Source organism: Pseudomonas sp. PDM04 (genome assembly GCF_014851765.1).
Lineage (GTDB): Bacteria > Pseudomonadota > Gammaproteobacteria > Pseudomonadales > Pseudomonadaceae > Aquipseudomonas.
This window is the reverse complement of record NZ_JACVAI010000004.1, coordinates 268,668-284,111: the sequence shown is the minus strand read 5'-3', so window position 1 is coordinate 284,111 and position 15,444 is coordinate 268,668. Positions and strand designations below refer to the sequence as shown.

General features: G+C 61.8%; 12 protein-coding genes. 6 read left to right on the top strand and 6 right to left on the bottom strand.

What is annotated here, in order from left to right; all coding sequences use genetic code 11:
* Positions 1 to 116: 116 nt before the first annotated feature.
* Positions 117 to 1,250 (top strand): TIGR03364 family FAD-dependent oxidoreductase, encoded by a 1,134-nt coding sequence (locus IB249_RS17360; protein WP_192306894.1) that lies wholly within the window; start codon positions 117 to 119, stop codon positions 1,248 to 1,250.
* Positions 1,250 to 1,810, top strand: a complete 561-nt coding sequence (locus IB249_RS17355; protein ID WP_192306891.1) for a phosphonate degradation HD-domain oxygenase — start codon at positions 1,250 to 1,252, stop codon at positions 1,808 to 1,810. The genes IB249_RS17360 and IB249_RS17355 overlap by 1 nt, the downstream gene beginning before the upstream one ends.
* A gap of 79 nt (positions 1,811 to 1,889) precedes the next feature.
* Here IB249_RS17355 and IB249_RS17350 read toward each other — a convergent pair whose 3' ends face one another.
* Positions 1,890 to 3,266, bottom strand: coding sequence for a GTPase/DUF3482 domain-containing protein (locus IB249_RS17350; RefSeq protein WP_192306889.1), 1,377 nt, complete (start codon positions 3,264 to 3,266; stop codon positions 1,890 to 1,892).
* Positions 3,259 to 4,629 carry a DUF2868 domain-containing protein gene (locus IB249_RS17345; RefSeq protein ID WP_192306887.1) on the bottom strand — a complete coding sequence of 457 codons (1,371 nt, stop codon included), beginning with the start codon at positions 4,627 to 4,629 and terminating at the stop codon, positions 3,259 to 3,261. Before IB249_RS17345 ends, IB249_RS17350 begins: the two co-directional genes overlap by 8 nt.
* 85 nt (positions 4,630 to 4,714) lie before the next feature.
* Here IB249_RS17345 and IB249_RS17340 point away from each other — a divergent pair, with 85 nt between their 5' ends.
* The gene (locus IB249_RS17340; RefSeq protein WP_192306885.1) at positions 4,715 to 5,227 is read left to right on the top strand and encodes a dihydrofolate reductase; all 513 of its coding nucleotides are present in this window, start codon (positions 4,715 to 4,717) and stop codon (positions 5,225 to 5,227) included.
* A gap of 94 nt (positions 5,228 to 5,321) precedes the next feature.
* On the opposite strand, the gene IB249_RS17335 is transcribed toward IB249_RS17340, so the two are convergent.
* Positions 5,322 to 6,713, bottom strand: a complete 1,392-nt coding sequence (locus tag IB249_RS17335) for an L-cystine transporter (protein WP_192306883.1) — start codon at positions 6,711 to 6,713, stop codon at positions 5,322 to 5,324.
* A 254-nt stretch (positions 6,714 to 6,967) separates the two neighbouring features.
* Between IB249_RS17335 and IB249_RS17330 the strand changes: the two genes are divergently transcribed.
* Positions 6,968 to 8,032, top strand: coding sequence for a haloacid dehalogenase-like hydrolase (locus IB249_RS17330; protein ID WP_192307366.1), 1,065 nt, complete (start codon positions 6,968 to 6,970; stop codon positions 8,030 to 8,032).
* Positions 8,033 to 8,196: 164 nt separating this feature from the next.
* Here IB249_RS17330 and ilvD read toward each other — a convergent pair whose 3' ends face one another.
* From ilvD to IB249_RS17315, 3 genes are all read right to left on the bottom strand, one after another.
* Positions 8,197 to 10,038: a dihydroxy-acid dehydratase gene (gene ilvD, locus IB249_RS17325; protein ID WP_192306882.1), complete on the bottom strand. Its 1,842-nt coding sequence runs from the start codon at positions 10,036 to 10,038 to the stop codon at positions 8,197 to 8,199.
* Between the two features lie 338 nt (positions 10,039 to 10,376).
* Positions 10,377 to 11,516, bottom strand: a complete 1,140-nt coding sequence (locus IB249_RS17320; protein WP_225607076.1) for an MFS transporter — start codon at positions 11,514 to 11,516, stop codon at positions 10,377 to 10,379.
* An 864-nt stretch (positions 11,517 to 12,380) separates the two neighbouring features.
* Positions 12,381 to 13,577 carry a class I SAM-dependent rRNA methyltransferase gene (locus tag IB249_RS17315; protein ID WP_192306878.1) on the bottom strand — a complete coding sequence of 399 codons (1,197 nt, stop codon included), beginning with the start codon at positions 13,575 to 13,577 and terminating at the stop codon, positions 12,381 to 12,383.
* 207 nt (positions 13,578 to 13,784) lie between these two features.
* Between IB249_RS17315 and IB249_RS17310 the strand changes: the two genes are divergently transcribed.
* Positions 13,785 to 14,600: an HDOD domain-containing protein gene (locus IB249_RS17310; protein ID WP_192307365.1), complete on the top strand. Its 816-nt coding sequence runs from the start codon at positions 13,785 to 13,787 to the stop codon at positions 14,598 to 14,600.
* Between the two features lie 29 nt (positions 14,601 to 14,629).
* Positions 14,630 to 15,442, top strand: a complete 813-nt coding sequence (gene mutM, locus IB249_RS17305) for a bifunctional DNA-formamidopyrimidine glycosylase/DNA-(apurinic or apyrimidinic site) lyase (RefSeq protein WP_192306876.1) — start codon at positions 14,630 to 14,632, stop codon at positions 15,440 to 15,442.
* Positions 15,443 to 15,444: the final 2 nt, after the last annotated feature.

Genomic DNA, 15,444 nt, shown 5'->3' with positions numbered 1-15,444 from the left:
GGCAGGAATGCCGCCATCGCGAGCAGGCTCGCTCCCACATTAATTGTGTGCAACACAGATCTATTGTGGGAGCGAGCCTGCTCGCGATAGCGGTCGTCAATTCAGGACATTTTCAGATGACCCAACACAACGACATGCTGATCGTCGGCGCCGGCATCCTCGGCCTGTCCCACGCCTACGCCGCCGCCAAGCGCGGCTTGAAGGTCCGCGTTTTCGAACGCAGCGAAACGCCTCTGGGCGCTTCGGTGCGCAACTTCGGCCAGGCCCTGGTCACCGGCCAGCCGCCGGGTCCGATGCTCGAACTGGCCAAGGCCACTCGCGACATCTGGGGGCAGTGGGCGCAGCTCGCCGGCCTGCATCTCAAGCGTAACGGCTCCTACCTGTTCGCCCGCACCGAGGCACAGGAGCATTTGCTCGAGGCGTTCTGCGCAGGTCGCGCCGTGCAACACGGCTACCGCGTCGAACTGCTGCAAGGCGCGGCGTTGCGCGACCTGTACGGCGGCCAGTTCAGCCATCACCGCGCCGCGTTGCATGGCCTGGACGACCAGCAACTGTATTCCCGCGAGGCGCTGCCGGCGTTGATCGACTACCTGCGCCGCGAGTTGAAGGTCGAGTTCCACTTCTCCACCCTGGTGCGCGACATCGAGCCAGGCCGCCTGCACAGCACGGCAGGCACCTTCAGCGCCGAGCAGATCATCGTTTGCTCCGGTCACGATTATCAGACGCTGCTGGCGGAGCCGATCGCCGAACTCGAACCGCGCATCTGCCGCCTGCAAATGCTCCGCGCCCGGCCACAGGTCAATCTCAACCTGCAACACGCGCTGCTCACCGGGTTGAGCGGCGTGCATTACGGCGCCTTCGCCGATCTGCCGGAAGCGGCGGCGGTGCAGGCGCAAATCCTTCGCGACGAACCGCACCTGCACGACAACGGCATCCACTTGCTGATCAGCCCGACACCTTACGGCGAACTGATCATCGGCGATTCCCACCACTACGGCCGCGACGCCTCGCCCTTCAACAGCGAGCAGGTTGACGACTGGATGATCGAACTGGCCGAACAGACGCTGCGCTGCAAGGTGAAAGTGGTCGAGCGTTGGCAGGGTGTCTATGGCGCGCGCGGGCCGGGTCCCTTCTCGTTCCTGCGTCCGGCCCCGGGCCTGGGCGTGGCGCTGATGCACACGGGCGTTGGCATGAGCGTCGGGCCGGCCATGGCTGAACACAATGTCGCGACTGTGCTGGGAGAATGTTGATGGACCGTCATGCGCAGGTGATCGATGAGGTCTTCGCCCTGTACCAACGCTTCGGCGACAGCGACTACATCGGCGAGCCGGTGTCGCAGATCGAGCACATGTCCCAGGCCGCCGAACTGGCCATGGCCGAAGGCTTCGATGACGAAGTGGTGCTGGCGGCGTTCTTCCATGACATCGGGCACATCTGCGTCGAACACGCAGACAACATGGGCGGCTTTGGCGTGGTCAGCCATGAACGGCTGGGCGCCGATTACCTGCGTCGCGCCGGTTTCAGCGAGCGCCTGGCGCGATTGGTGGAGTATCACGTGCAGGCCAAGCGTTACCTGACACTCACGGAGCCGGGGTACTACGAGCGCCTGAGCGAAGCGAGTCGGCGGACCCTGGAATACCAGGGCGGGGTGATGAGCGCTGCCCAAGCGCAGGCTTTCGAGCGGGACCCGCTGTGCGCGATCAGCCTGCGCATGCGCCAGTGGGATGAGCTTGCCAAGAAAACGGGGGTGCCGGTGATGGACCTTGAGGTGTTGAAGGGCAAGGCAGCCGAGGTTCTAGCCAGGACCTGAACCGAGTCACGGCTATCGCGAGCAGGGATCACCTCGAACCTGTGGGATCGAGCCTGCTCGCGATGGGGGCGTCAGAGAACTAAAGCTGCTGCGCCAACAGCTCGACCTGCTCCTGGCGTTCGGCCTGGCTCAACTTCGCAAGCGGGTTGAGCGATGACCACTGCGGATGCGCCCGCGCCTTGTTCAGGGCTTCGGGCAGTTTGCCTTCGCGCCAGGTCTTGTCCTGAGGCGTGGCGACCTGGATGCTGTCCAGCGCCGCATGGCCACGGGCATTCAATGCTTGCAGCAGTTGCCGCTGACGCAGGGCCAACAGACGCAGCACGCTGTCGTCGACCGTCAGTTCGCGCTGGCCCCTGATCTTGCCCAGCAGGCGACTGCCATAGCTGCGTGCCGTCTGCAGGGCGCCGCCGGCAATCGCCCCGGCCAGGGCGGCGGCGCCCAGGGTAATGCCGCCCACCAGCAGATCGACGCCGGCCCCGGCCGCTGCGCCGGCTGCGATGCCGCCGCCGACCCGCACGCCCAACAGCTTGAGGGTTTCGGGGTTGAACAGGTCGTCGCCCCAGCGACCATCGAGCAGCGGCAGGTCACTGGCGGCGGCGTCCTGCGGGCGGAAGGCGTAGAGCTTGAGCAAGGCTTCGACGCAGCGTTGTTCGCGTTGCCGAACGGCTTTGCGCAACTCGCCCACGGCGTGCTGTTCTTGCGCCGCCTCGCTGGCCACGCTGCGTCGGCAGGCGGCGCAATCGATCAACAATTCGGCAATCAACCGCTTCGCACTGTGCTGGCGAGCCAGACGTTGGGCCTGTTGATCGGCGATCAGTCGCTGCAGGGGCTCGCGGGCGTTTTCCAGCAGCAACGCGAGGCTTTCATAGAGCCGGCGTTCGCCATCCTCCGGCGGGGCGACGCTGTCGAAACGCACCAGGGCGTGCAAGCCCAGGCGTGCCAAGGCTTCGCGCCAATCCGGCTCGCGGTGGTGGGCGCTGCTGACAAAGTTCAGCACCGGCAGCAGCGGTTTGCCGCAGCTGGCGAGCACTTCCAGCTCGTCGCGGTACTTGGCCAGTACCGGTTCGCGGGCGTCGATCACGTAGAGGCCGGCGTCGCAGGTCAGCAGTTGCCGCAACACCTTGGCCTCCTGTTCGAAACGCTGCCGGGCTTCGCTGCCTTCGAGGAAGCGGGCCAGGCGCGCCGGGCCGTCGAGGCGCTCCCCCGGTCGTTCCAGGCGTTCGAGGTAGTCGAGCAAGGCGATGGCGTCTTCCAGGCCGGGCGTATCGAACAGGTCGAGCAAGGGTTCGCCATCCACCGACAGCCGCGCGCCTTCGACATGTCGCGTGGTGCTGGGGCGATGGGACACTTCGCCGAAGCCGACATCCCGGGTCAGCGTGCGCAGCAACGAGGTTTTGCCGACGTTGGTGTGACCCACCACGGCGAGCTTCAGCGGCGGTTTCCAGGATTCAGTCATGACCGGTCTCCAGCCAGTTCAGCGGGGCGCAGTCGGCGTACGGCAGTTCCAGCTGTTGCAACGCCACATGCCAGTCGCCCAGGCGTTCGGCATCCAGCGCTTCGCCGGGCGGTGCCTGGAGCAACCAGATACGCGTGGCGCTGGCGTTGCGCGCCAGTTCGGCGATCAAGGCCAGGCTGCCGCGATCCGGTGAGCGACGCGGATCGCAGGCGATGACCAGGCGCGCCGCCGGAAAGCGGCTCAGCTGTTCGAGGAGCCGGTGGCGAGATTCGCGGCTGTCGAGGATGCCCGCGTCACTCACGGTTTTCGGCAGGGGCGGCGGCCAGGGGCGCTGACCGTCGAGCTCGATGGCCACCAGCAGCGCACCCTCGCTTTGCAGCTCGCTGGCCGTGCTTTGCTCGTGATGCAACTGCTCGGGCGCGGCGTCGCTGATGCCCAGGCGTTCGCTGGTGGGCATCAGACGCTCGCGCAGTTGCGCGTAGCCGGGCAGGTTCAGGTCCAGGTGCAGCCGGGCGCGTCCGCGTTTCCAGCGCCACAGGCACAGCAGCGCCAGCAACAGGCGCGGCAGCAGGCCGTAGACCACGAGCACCCCGACCAGCCAGGTCGCCCAGGCCTGACGGGCGCTTTCGATGTTCAGGGCGGCGTCGCCACTGGCGCGGATCATCTCCACCGTCGGCACGTTGAATCCCAGCAGCGCCGGCAGGGTGCCGAGGGCCTGGGTCAGGGTCACGAAGGTGTCGGCGCCGAGCAGGGTGGTTTCCCAGACGAAGCCGTAGCGCCGGGTCGCCATCAGCGCCAGCAGAATGACCAGGGCGCTGAACATCGCCAGCAGCCATACGCCGTTGACCAGCACGCCGAGTGCCCAGCGATTGAGTTTGTGTCGTTGCAGCAACAGCAGCAGGGCGGGGGCCAGTTGCGCAGCCTTGGCATCGCGCGCGAGTTTCTCGCTGAGCCACAACCACAGGCGCCCCAGTGTCGCACCGTGCTCGCCGGCAAACACCAGCCCCAGCGCCCAGCTCAGCAGCAGAATCAGGTTCAGCCCGAGCAGGCTGCCCAGGGCCCAGAACACGTTCACCGGCGCCTGTCCGTTGCCCAGCGCGGCGAAGGCCAGTCCGGCGCCGCTGACCACGGCCAGCACGGCCAGCACCAACAGCGCCAGGCGCGCGCCCTGCAGCCAATGCCGCAGAGCATCGCTCAGCCCATCGCGCTCGGCCAGCCACAGGGCGCGACGTTGAATCCGTGCCGACAGGTCGCCGCCGGCACTGCGGGCCACTCGATTGGCTTCGGGGTCGTCCAGCGGGCCCGCGTGCTCTTCACGCAGGCGAATGGTTTCCGTCAGCCAGAGGTTGTTCAGTTCAGTCACGCGCCATCCCGTCGCTCCATTGAGCTGTGAGCATAACCGCTGTGGCGCTTATCGGGGTACGGGAGGCTCTGGTATCCTCGCCGGCATGACTAAATCACTTCCTCTCAGCCTGATCGCAGCCCTCGGTGAAAACCGCGTGATCGGCGTCGACAACAGCATGCCCTGGCACCTGCCGGGGGACTTCAAATACTTCAAGGCCACCACCCTGGGCAAGCCGATCATCATGGGGCGCAAGACCTGGGATTCGCTCGGTCGTCCGCTGCCGGGGCGCCTGAACATCGTGGTCAGCCGTCAGGCGGGCCTGGTGCTGGAAGGCGCGGAGGTTTACCCGTCGCTCGAAGCGGCGGTGATTCGCGCCGAGCAATGGGCGAAAGAACAGGGCGTCGATGAGCTGATGCTGATTGGCGGCGCGCAGTTGTATGCGCAAGGGATGGCCGAGGCGGACCGGCTGTACCTGACCCGCGTGGCGCTGAGCCCGGAGGGGGATGCGTGGTTTCCGGAGTTTGATTTGAACCAGTGGCAATTGGTGTCGAATGTGCCTAATCCGGCTGAAGGTGATAAACCTGCCTACGCCTTTGAGGTGTGGGAAAGAGCTTGAAAGCTTCGCGGCAAGCCCGCTCCCACGGTTGACTGCGTTCTTTCCTGTGGGAGCGAGCCTGCTGGCGAAGCGGCCCGCCCAGTCGCTGGAAGCCTTAAGCGTGCGCCAACTCCCCATGCTCATCCGCTTCGAGCAGCGCTTTATCGGTCTGCTGCATCACCTGGCTGGTGATCGCCCCGGCCGTGATCGAACCGCTCACGTTCAACGCCGTGCGCCCCATGTCGATCAGCGGCTCCACCGATATCAGCAACGCCACCAGTGACACCGGCAAGCCCATGGCCGGCAGCACGATCAGCGCCGCGAACGTCGCGCCACCGCCCACGCCGGCCACGCCGGCCGAACTCAGGGTCACGATTGCCACCAGTGTGGCAATCCACAACGGGTCCAGCGGGTTGATGCCCACGGTCGGCGCCACCATCACCGCCAACATCGCCGGGTACAGGCCGGCGCAGCCGTTCTGGCCAATGGTTGCGCCAAACGAAGCGGCGAAACTCGCCACCGACTGCGGGATGCCCAGGCGGCTGGTCTGCGCTTCGATGCTCAACGGAATGGTCGCGGCGCTCGAACGGCTGGTGAAGGCGAACGTCAGCACCGGCCAGATCTTGCGGAAGAAGCGCAGCGGATTGATCCCGGCCGCCGACACCAGCACGCCGTGGACCACGAACATCAGACCCAGGCCGAGGTAGGACACCACCACGAAACTGCCGAGCTTGATGATGTCCTGCAGGTTGGAGCCTGCAACCACTTTGGTCATCAGTGCCAACACGCCGTAGGGGGTCAGCTTCATCACCAGGCGCACCAGACGCATCACCCAGGCTTGCAGGGTGTCGATGGCGTTGAGCACTTTCTGACCTTTTTCCGCGTCATCCTTGAGCAGCTGCAGCGCGGCCATGCCGAGGAACGCCGCGAAGATCACCACGCTGATGATCGACGTCGGCTTGGCGCGGGCCAGATCGGCGAACGGGTTCTGCGGGATGAACGACAGCAGCAGTTGCGGCACATTCAGGTCCGCGACCTTGCCGGCATAGTCGGTCTGGATGGTTTGCAGGCGCGCCATTTCCTGAGTGCCAGCCACCAGCCCTTCGGCGGTGAGGCCGAACAGGTTGGTCAAGCCGATGCCGATCAACGCCGCGATGGCGGTGGTGAACAGTAGGGTGCCGATGGTCAGAAAGCTGATCTTGCCCAGCGACGAGGCGTTGTGCAGGCGGGCCACAGCGCTGAGGATCGAGGCAAACACCAGCGGGATCACGATCATTTGCAGCAACTGCACGTAGCCGTTGCCCACCAGGTCGAACCAGCCGATCGAGGCTTTTAGCACCGGGTTGCCGGCGCCATAAATCGTGTGCAGAGCAACACCGAATGCCACGCCGAGCCCCAGCGCGAGCAGGACTTTTTTGGCCAGGCTCCAGTTCGTGTGGCGGGTTCGTGCCAGGCCCAGGAGCAGGGCAAGGAACACCAGTAGATTGAGAATCAGCGGCAGATTCATAAACACTCCGAAGTGACGTGTGCCAGCCACCGTCCGGGGCAGCTGCGAGCCGGCAAGCCTAACAGCTTGATTTTCAATGAATTAATACCAAAAAAATCTGAGAGCTGTCGTTTTTGGAATAAGCCGGTGTCGCTGTCGGGGATGCAGCTGGCGCGAAAGGGATGTGTGCGGTCGCTGACAGGCGTGGGCTGTCACACTTATTTGTTAGCGTCGGGGTTCTTGAATCAGGACCTTTCAATGAGGGAAGCATGCCAATGAAACGTGCACCGAAATTTCTGGCCGCTTTGGGATTGAGCTTGAGCCTGGGCCTTGCCGGCCACGCGGGCGCAACGGATTTGAAACACTGGCCCGCCGATCAGGCCAAGGCGCTGGACGCCATGATCGCGGCCAATGCCAACAAGGGTAACTACGCGGTGTTCGACATGGACAACACCAGTTACCGCTATGACCTTGAAGAGTCGTTGCTGCCGTTCATGGAGAACAAGGGCCTGATCACCCGCGACAAACTCGACCCCTCCCTTAAATTGATGCCGTTCAAGGACACCGCCGATCACAAGGAAAGCCTGTTCAGCTACTACTACCGCCTCTGTGAAGTCGACGACATGGTCTGCTACCCCTGGGTCGCCCAGGTGTTCTCCGGCTTCACGCTGCAGGAACTCAAGGGTTATGTCGACGAACTGATGGCGTCCGGCAAACCGGTGCCGGCCACTTACTACGAAGGCGACGTGGTCAAGAACCTCGACGTCAATCCGCCGAAAATCTTCACCGGCCAGCAAGAGCTGTACAACAAGCTGATGGAGAACGGCATCGAGGTCTACGTAATGACCGCCGCTTCCGAAGAGCTGGTGCGGATGGTGGCTTCGGATCCGAAGTACGGCTACAACGTCAAGCCGCAGAACGTGATCGGCGTGAGCCTGCTGCTCAAGGACCGCAAGACCGGTGAACTCACCACCGCGCGCAAGCAGGTCACCGCCGGCAAGTATGACGAGAAGGCCAACCTCGGCCTTGAACTGACCCCCTACCTGTGGACCCCGGCCACCTGGATGGCCGGCAAGCACGCGGCGATCCTGACCTACATCGACGAGTGGAAAAAGCCGGTCCTGGTCGCTGGCGACACCCCGACCAGCGACGGCTACATGCTGTTCCACGATGTGGACGTGGCCAAGGGCGGCATTCACCTGTGGATCAACCGCAAGGACAAGTACATGACCCAACTCAACGGCATGATGGCCAAGCATGCGGCGGCCCAGGCCAAGGAAGGGTTGCCAGTCACGGCGGACAAGAACTGGGTGATCGTCAAGCCTGAGGAGATTCAATAAAGCCCGCTGTGGGAGCGAGGTGAACGCGAGGCGGGGTGTCAGCCAGCCTGTACCTCGACGGGCACGACGCTTTCGCGAGCAGGCTCGCTCCCACATGGACTGAGGTGAACGCGCAAAAAAATGCCCCGCACTTGGCGGGGCATTTTCATTGTGGCGGCTGACGCTTACAGGCCGTCGAGCATCGCCTTGTTGCGTACCGCACCCTTGTCGGCGCTGGTCGCCAGCAGGGCGTAGGCTTTCAGGGCGGTGGTGACCTTGCGTGGGCGTTTTTCCACAGGCTTCCAGCCTTTTTTATCCTGCTCGACCCGGCGCGCGGCCAGCTCTTCGTCGCTGATCAACAGGTTGATCGAGCGGTTCGGAATGTCGATCAGCACCTTGTCGCCGTCTTGCACCAGGCCAATCGCGCCGCCGGCCGCCGCTTCCGGAGAGGCATGGCCGATGGACAGGCCCGAGGTGCCGCCGGAGAAACGGCCGTCGGTGAGCAGGGCGCAGGCTTTGCCCAGGCCCTTGGATTTCAGGTACGACGTCGGGTAAAGCATTTCCTGCATGCCCGGGCCGCCTTTCGGACCTTCGTAGCGAATGATGACGATGTCGCCTTCCTTCACTTCATCGGCGAGGATGCCGCGTACGGCGCTGTCCTGGCTTTCGAAGATCTTCGCGTTGCCTTCGAAGACGTGGATCGACTCGTCGACGCCAGCGGTTTTCACCACGCAGCCGTCCAGGGCGATGTTGCCGTACAGCACGGCCAGGCCGCCTTCTTTCGAGTAGGCGTGTTCGAAACTGCGGATGCAGCCGTTTTCACGGTCGTCGTCCAGGGTTTCCCAGCGGGTCGACTGGCTGAACGCGGTTTGCGTCGGGATGCCCGCCGGACCGGCCTTGAAGAAGTGATGCACCGCTTCGTCGTCGGTCTGGGTGATGTCCCACTTGGCGATGGCTTCTTCCATGCTGCGGCTGTGCACGGTCGGCAGGTCGGTGTGCAGCAGGCCGCCACGGGCCAGCGAGCCGAGGATGCTGAAGATCCCGCCGGCACGGTGCACGTCTTCCATGTGGTACTTCTGGATGTTCGGCGCGACCTTGCACAGTTGCGGCACCTGGCGGGACAGGCGATCGATGTCGCGCAGGTCGAAATCGATCTCCGCCTCCTGGGCCGCCGCCAGCAAGTGCAGGATGGTGTTGGTCGAGCCACCCATGGCGATGTCGAGCATCATGGCGTTTTCGAACGCCTTGAAGTTGGCGATGTTGCGCGGCAATACCGACTGGTCGTCCTCGCCGTAGTAACGCTTGCACAGCTCGACGATGGTGCGACCGGCCTGAAGGAACAGCTGCTCGCGGTCGCTGTGGGTGGCCAGGGTCGAACCGTTGCCCGGTAGGGCCAGGCCCAGGGCCTCGGTCAGGCAGTTCATCGAGTTGGCGGTGAACATGCCGGAGCACGAACCGCAGGTCGGGCAGGCACTGCGCTCATACTCGGCGACCTTCTCGTCAGAAGCGCTGGAGTCGGCGGCGATCACCATGGCGTCGACCAGGTCGAGACCGTGGCTGGCCAGCTTGGTCTTGCCGGCTTCCATCGGGCCGCCGGACACGAAGATCACCGGGATGTTCAGGCGCAGGGCGGCCATCAGCATGCCAGGGGTGATCTTGTCGCAGTTGGAAATGCACACGATGGCGTCGGCGCAGTGAGCATTGACCATGTACTCGACGGAGTCGGCAATGATCTCGCGGCTCGGCAGCGAATAGAGCATGCCGTCGTGGCCCATGGCGATGCCGTCGTCCACGGCGATGGTGTTGAATTCCTTGGCCACACCGCCTGCGCGTTCGATTTCACGGGCCACCAGTTGACCCAGGTCCTTGAGGTGGACGTGGCCCGGCACGAACTGCGTGAAAGAGTTGGCAATGGCGATGATCGGCTTCTTGAAGTCGTCATCCTTCATCCCCGTGGCACGCCACAGTGCACGGGCGCCGGCCATGTTGCGGCCATGGGTGGATGTTTTCGAACGGTAATCAGGCATGAAGCACTCCGGGCGGCTAATCAGGTATCAAAAGGGAAGTGAGCTTCTATGAACGCCGGGAACACGCGGAAATGGCCGTGTGTCGGGACGCTGCCGATAACTTTGCGGGATCGCCGCGCGCTTCAGCTTGAGCTCATAAACCCGCCGGGGGATGAATGGCGATGAATGTTCGCGATTCTACACGGCTGGTGGCTGGAGGGAATGGGGGCGAGACGTCTGGCTTGCCTCAAACCCTGTGGGCGCGAGCATATTCCAGGCGGCATTCCGACGATGGTTCCGGGAACGTCGCTGGGTAACAGGTCGCCCCCTTCATCATTGGCGACCATCGGTAACCAAAATTACACCTCCCTCCTGTGGCTTGTGCATATCCAGTAATTGAGTCCCAATCCAGCGCCGCTTAACAACACGCAAGCCACCGCCAAGGCTATCTGCAAATTTGTCCCACTCAGATTTACCAAAGCGCTGATCGCCCCCCCACAGATAAATATCAGGGTATTGCCGGCAGATGCCGAGGTACCTGCACTGTCCGCAAATACGTCCATGGCTTTCGAGGTGGCGATCGGGCGGGCGATGGTGATTCCGGCCGTACAGATGATCATCGGAGTCAACACCGTCAGGACCGAAAGCTTACAAATAGCCGAGAACAGGAGTAGCGCCAAACCTGAAAACAGAATCATGCCCAGACCTGCGATGATCTGGGTATTGGCCTTGATACGACTGGCGAGTAAGCGCGCTGCGATACCCCCGAAAATGTAGGCGGTGCCATAAAGCAGGAGAGTCAGGGAATATTCGTACGTCGACATGTGCAACTGATCCATGAAGATCAACGGCGAAACGACAATGAATGAGAAGTGGCATGAGAAGGTGGCCGCAGCGATCAGCCAGTAGCTGTTGAAAACCGCATTGCCGTAGACCCTTCGGTATGACTGAAGAATGCCGGTGTGTAAGACCGTCTCAGAGCGTGGGCTTTCTTGCATGAACCATGTTTTCACCAACACCACGGTGCTCAAACAGATAAATACAAGAAAACTGCCGGGCCAGTCCGCGGCCTGCTGCAGCACACTGCCGAGCAATGGGGAAACCGTGATGAACACCCCGCTGGCAGTCACCAGCAGAATTCTTAGCTGTTCGCGTTCTTCGCCCTGAAACAGGTCCTGAATCAGCGCTTGCGACAGCACGAAACATCCGCAGCCAATCGCCTGGATCACGCGAAATATCATGAATACCGTGAAGTCGTCGGTCAGCAGACAACCCGCTGCCCCCCCAATCGAAGTCGCCATACCTGCCAACAGCAGACGCTTGCGCCCAAAAGTGTCCGAAAGCGGACCCACGAGCAGTTGAGACAACGAGATGCCAAACGCGAACAGGCTGACGGACAGTGCAATGTCGGCTGGCGTTGTTTGTAAATGGTCAGCCAGAGCCGGGAAGGATGGCAATAACACATCAAGGGGAAAGACCCCGAGCAACACCATTGTCATCAATAGAATGACCGCAGCGCGTTTTTTATCTGACCGACCAACCCTCGTTCTTTTAGCGAATAGGTTCACAGTTTTCGTATTCAGGATTGGCATTTGGCGGGGTGGGTGAAGATAGCACGTCGGTGCAATGTGAAAGATACTGTACAGCCCACTCACTGACATTTTGAGGAATGTTATTGAATGGTATGTTTTTAGTGCCTATATGAAATATTTTCGATAAGTCGTCCCAGCCCCATTTGGGTGTCTGATGCGGTGTACTTGTCAAAATCCCGGCATTTAGCAGCTCGAGGTCTATTGTCTTTGAATCGTCGAATAGCGTTGGCTCGTTTATCAGTTCTATGAATCTGGTTGCATACGTTTTATTTAATTCAAATTGATTGTGGTTTTTGTAGTCCCAAATAATAAGATTGGGCGCGCGCGGAAGCATGAATAGGTAGGGGTAGATATTCATGTGGGTAATTCTCTGGATGCTCGATCAAAAGACGCTGGGTAGCCGGCACTCCCCAGCGACTCATTTACTTAGCAATTTTTTGGGGCGACCAAAAAAGCCAGGTTGGCGATGCAGTTTACTTCCAGAGAGATTGATTTCATTTTGAAGCTCCTTTTCATTGATGTCGAGCGTCACTTGTTGTGACGAATAAATCGTAGTTCCTGATCGATATTTTATCCATTAAATATCAAGTCGGATATTTCCAGTTTTTTTGTGGGGCGCGTCTTACGGATTATTTTTATTTGCAGATTCGTATAGTCAATAAAAAGTCGTCGAGGAAATTTCCCACGACTCTTCAGGAGTTTGGTGTAGGTAAGCGGATTATTTGTTAATTCAAGAAATGGCGGGGAATGCCCCCGCCATTAGCGATAGAATTAGCTATTGGGCAACAACCGGCAAGTAATGCTCTTGATATAGCGCGTCTCGGCAATCGCCGGGTGTACCGGGTGGTCCGGGCCCTGGCCGCCGCGTTCGAGCATCTGGATGTTGCGGTCCAGGTGGCGGGCGCTGGTGAGCAGGATGTTCTGCAGGTCGTCTTCGGGCAGGTGCATCGAGCACGATGCGCTGACCAGGATGCCGTCCTTGGTCAGCAGGCGCATGGCTTGCTCGTTCAGGCGGCGGTAGGCGCCTTCGCCGTTTTTCATGTCTTTCTTGCGTTTGATGAACGCGGGCGGGTCGGCGACGATCACGTCGAAACGCTCTTCGCTGGCCTTCAATTCCTTCAGGGCTTCGAAGACGTCGCCTTCGATGCAGGTCATTTTTTCGGCGAAGCCGTTCAGCGCGGCGTTGCGCTCGACGCCGTCGAGGGCGAAGGCCGAGGCGTCGACGCAGAACACTTCACTGGCGCCGAACGCTGCGGCCTGCACGCCCCAGCCGCCAATGTAGCTGTACAGGTCGAGGACGCGTTTGCCTTTGGCGTAAGGGGCCAGGCGGGCGCGGTTCATGCGGTGGTCGTAGAACCAGCCGGTTTTCTGGCCCTGAATGACCGGCGCTTCGAATCTTACGCCGTTCTCTTCCAGCGCCACCCACTCCGGCACCACGCCGAACACAGTGTCGACGTAGCGCTCCAGGCCTTCGGCATCACGGGCTGCCGAGTCGTTCTTGAACAGGATGCCGCTGGGCTTGAGCACCTGGGTCAGCGCCGCGATCACGTCATCCTTATGCGCTTCCATGGTCGCCGAAGCGATCTGCACCACCAGGATGTCGCCGAAACGGTCGACCACCAGGCCGGGCAGCAGGTCCGAGTCGCCGTAGACCAGGCGATAGAACGGCTTGTCGAACAGGCGCTCGCGCAGGGACAGGGCCACGTTCAGGCGATGCACCAGCAGCGATTTGTCCAGCGGCAGCTTGATGTCGCGCGACAGCAAGCGGGCGCAGATCAGGTTGTTCGGGCTCATGGCGACGATGCCCAGCGGCTTGCCGCCGGCGGCTTCGAGGATCGCCTGGTCGCCGGCCTTGAAACCGTGCAAAGGCGTTGCGGCTACATCGATTTCGTTGCTGTAGACCCACAGATGACCGTTTCGCAGGCGACGATCGGCGTTGGCTTTGAGGCGCAGGCTAGGCAGGGACATGTCGTCGCTCCGGAAAAAAGAGCGGGAGTATACCGTGTCGAGGCCCTTGCAGGTTCGGCGCTGGACATGTGGCGAGGGCATTGGCTTGAGATTTGATATGTCGGATCCAACATTTAGAAGCTAGAATCAGCGCCTGCCCAAGAGTGTGTACTTATGTCCCAAGAACTGACTTCCGAACAGATCCAACAGTCCCTGCAAGGCATCAGCGTGCCCGCCCAGCCGCAGATCATGGTGGATCTGCAGATGGAGCAGTACATGCCCGATCCGGACCTCGAGGTGATCGCCAAGCTGATTTCCCAGGACCCGGGGCTCTCCGGCTCCCTGCTGAAAATCGTCAACTCGCCGTATTACGGCCTGAGCAACAAGATCGCCTCGATTCAGCGTGCGGTGAACCTGCTGGGCAGCCGGTCGATCATCAACCTGATCAACGCGCAGTCGATCAAGGGTGAAATGAACGATGACACCATCGTCACCCTGAACCGTTTCTGGGACACCGCGCAGGACGTGGCGATGACCTGCCTGACCCTGGCCAAGCGCATTGGCGTCGAGGCCGGTGATGAAGCCTACGCGCTGGGCCTGTTCCACGACTGCGGCGTGCCGCTGATGCTGCAGCGCTTTCCGAACTACATGACGGTGCTGGAAGAGGCCTACGCCAGCGCGAGCGTAGAATGCCGGGTGGTGGACACCGAGAACCGGGTGTTCAACACCAACCACGCGGTGGTCGGTTACTACACGGCCAAATCCTGGCGCCTGCCGGAGCACGTGAGCACCGCGATTGCCAATCACCACAATGCGCTGGCGATCTTCCGCGATGAATCTTCACGCAACAGCCAGCTGAAAAACCTGCTGGCGATCCTGAAGATGGCCGAACACATTTGTGCGTCCTACCGGGTGCTGGGCAACCAGACCGAGGACCACGAATGGAACTGCATCGCGCCGTTGGTGCTCGACTACGTGGGGCTGTCGGACTACGACTTCGAAACCCTCAAACAAACGATTCGCGACCTGGGCACTCACCACTGAGTACCGTGGGCGCCTGATCCGAGAGCACCATGCCTGAACTGCCGGAAGTCGAAACCACCCGTCGCGGGATCGCGCCCCACCTGGAGGGCCAACGCGTCAGTCGGGTGATCGTGCGTGACCGGCGCCTGCGCTGGCCGATCCCCGAAGACCTCGATGTGCGGCTATCCGGCCAGCGCATCGTGCTGGTCGAGCGGCGCGCCAAATACCTGTTGATCAATGCCGAAGTGGGCACGCTGATCAGCCATCTGGGCATGTCGGGCAATTTGCGCCTGGTGGAAATCGGTATGCCGGCCGCCAGGCACGAGCATGTGGATATCGAACTGGAGTCGGGCCTGGCCCTGCGCTACACGGACCCGCGCCGGTTTGGTGCAATGCTCTGGAGCCTGGATCCGCTCAACCACGAGTTGCTGATTCGCCTGGGGCCGGAGCCGCTGACCGACCTGTTCGACGGCGAGCGCCTGTTCCAGCAGTCCCGGGGGCGTTCGATGGCGGTCAAGCCGTTCATCATGGACAACGCGGTGGTGGTGGGCGTCGGCAATATCTACGCCACGGAAGCGTTGTTCGCGGCCGGTATCGACCCGCGGCGCGAGGCGAAAAGCATATCCCGGGCGCGTTACCTCAAGCTGGCCATCGAGATCAAACGCATTCTGGCGGCCGCCATCGAGCGGGGCGGCACCACGCTGCGCGATTTCATCGGCGGCGATGGCCAGCCCGGTTATTTCCAGCAGGAATTGTTCGTCTATGGCCGTGGTGGCGAGGCGTGCAAGGTCTGCGGGACGGCGTTGCGAGAGGTCAAGCTCGGGCAGCGCGCCAGCGTGTTTTGCCCGCGTTGCCAGAGCTGAAA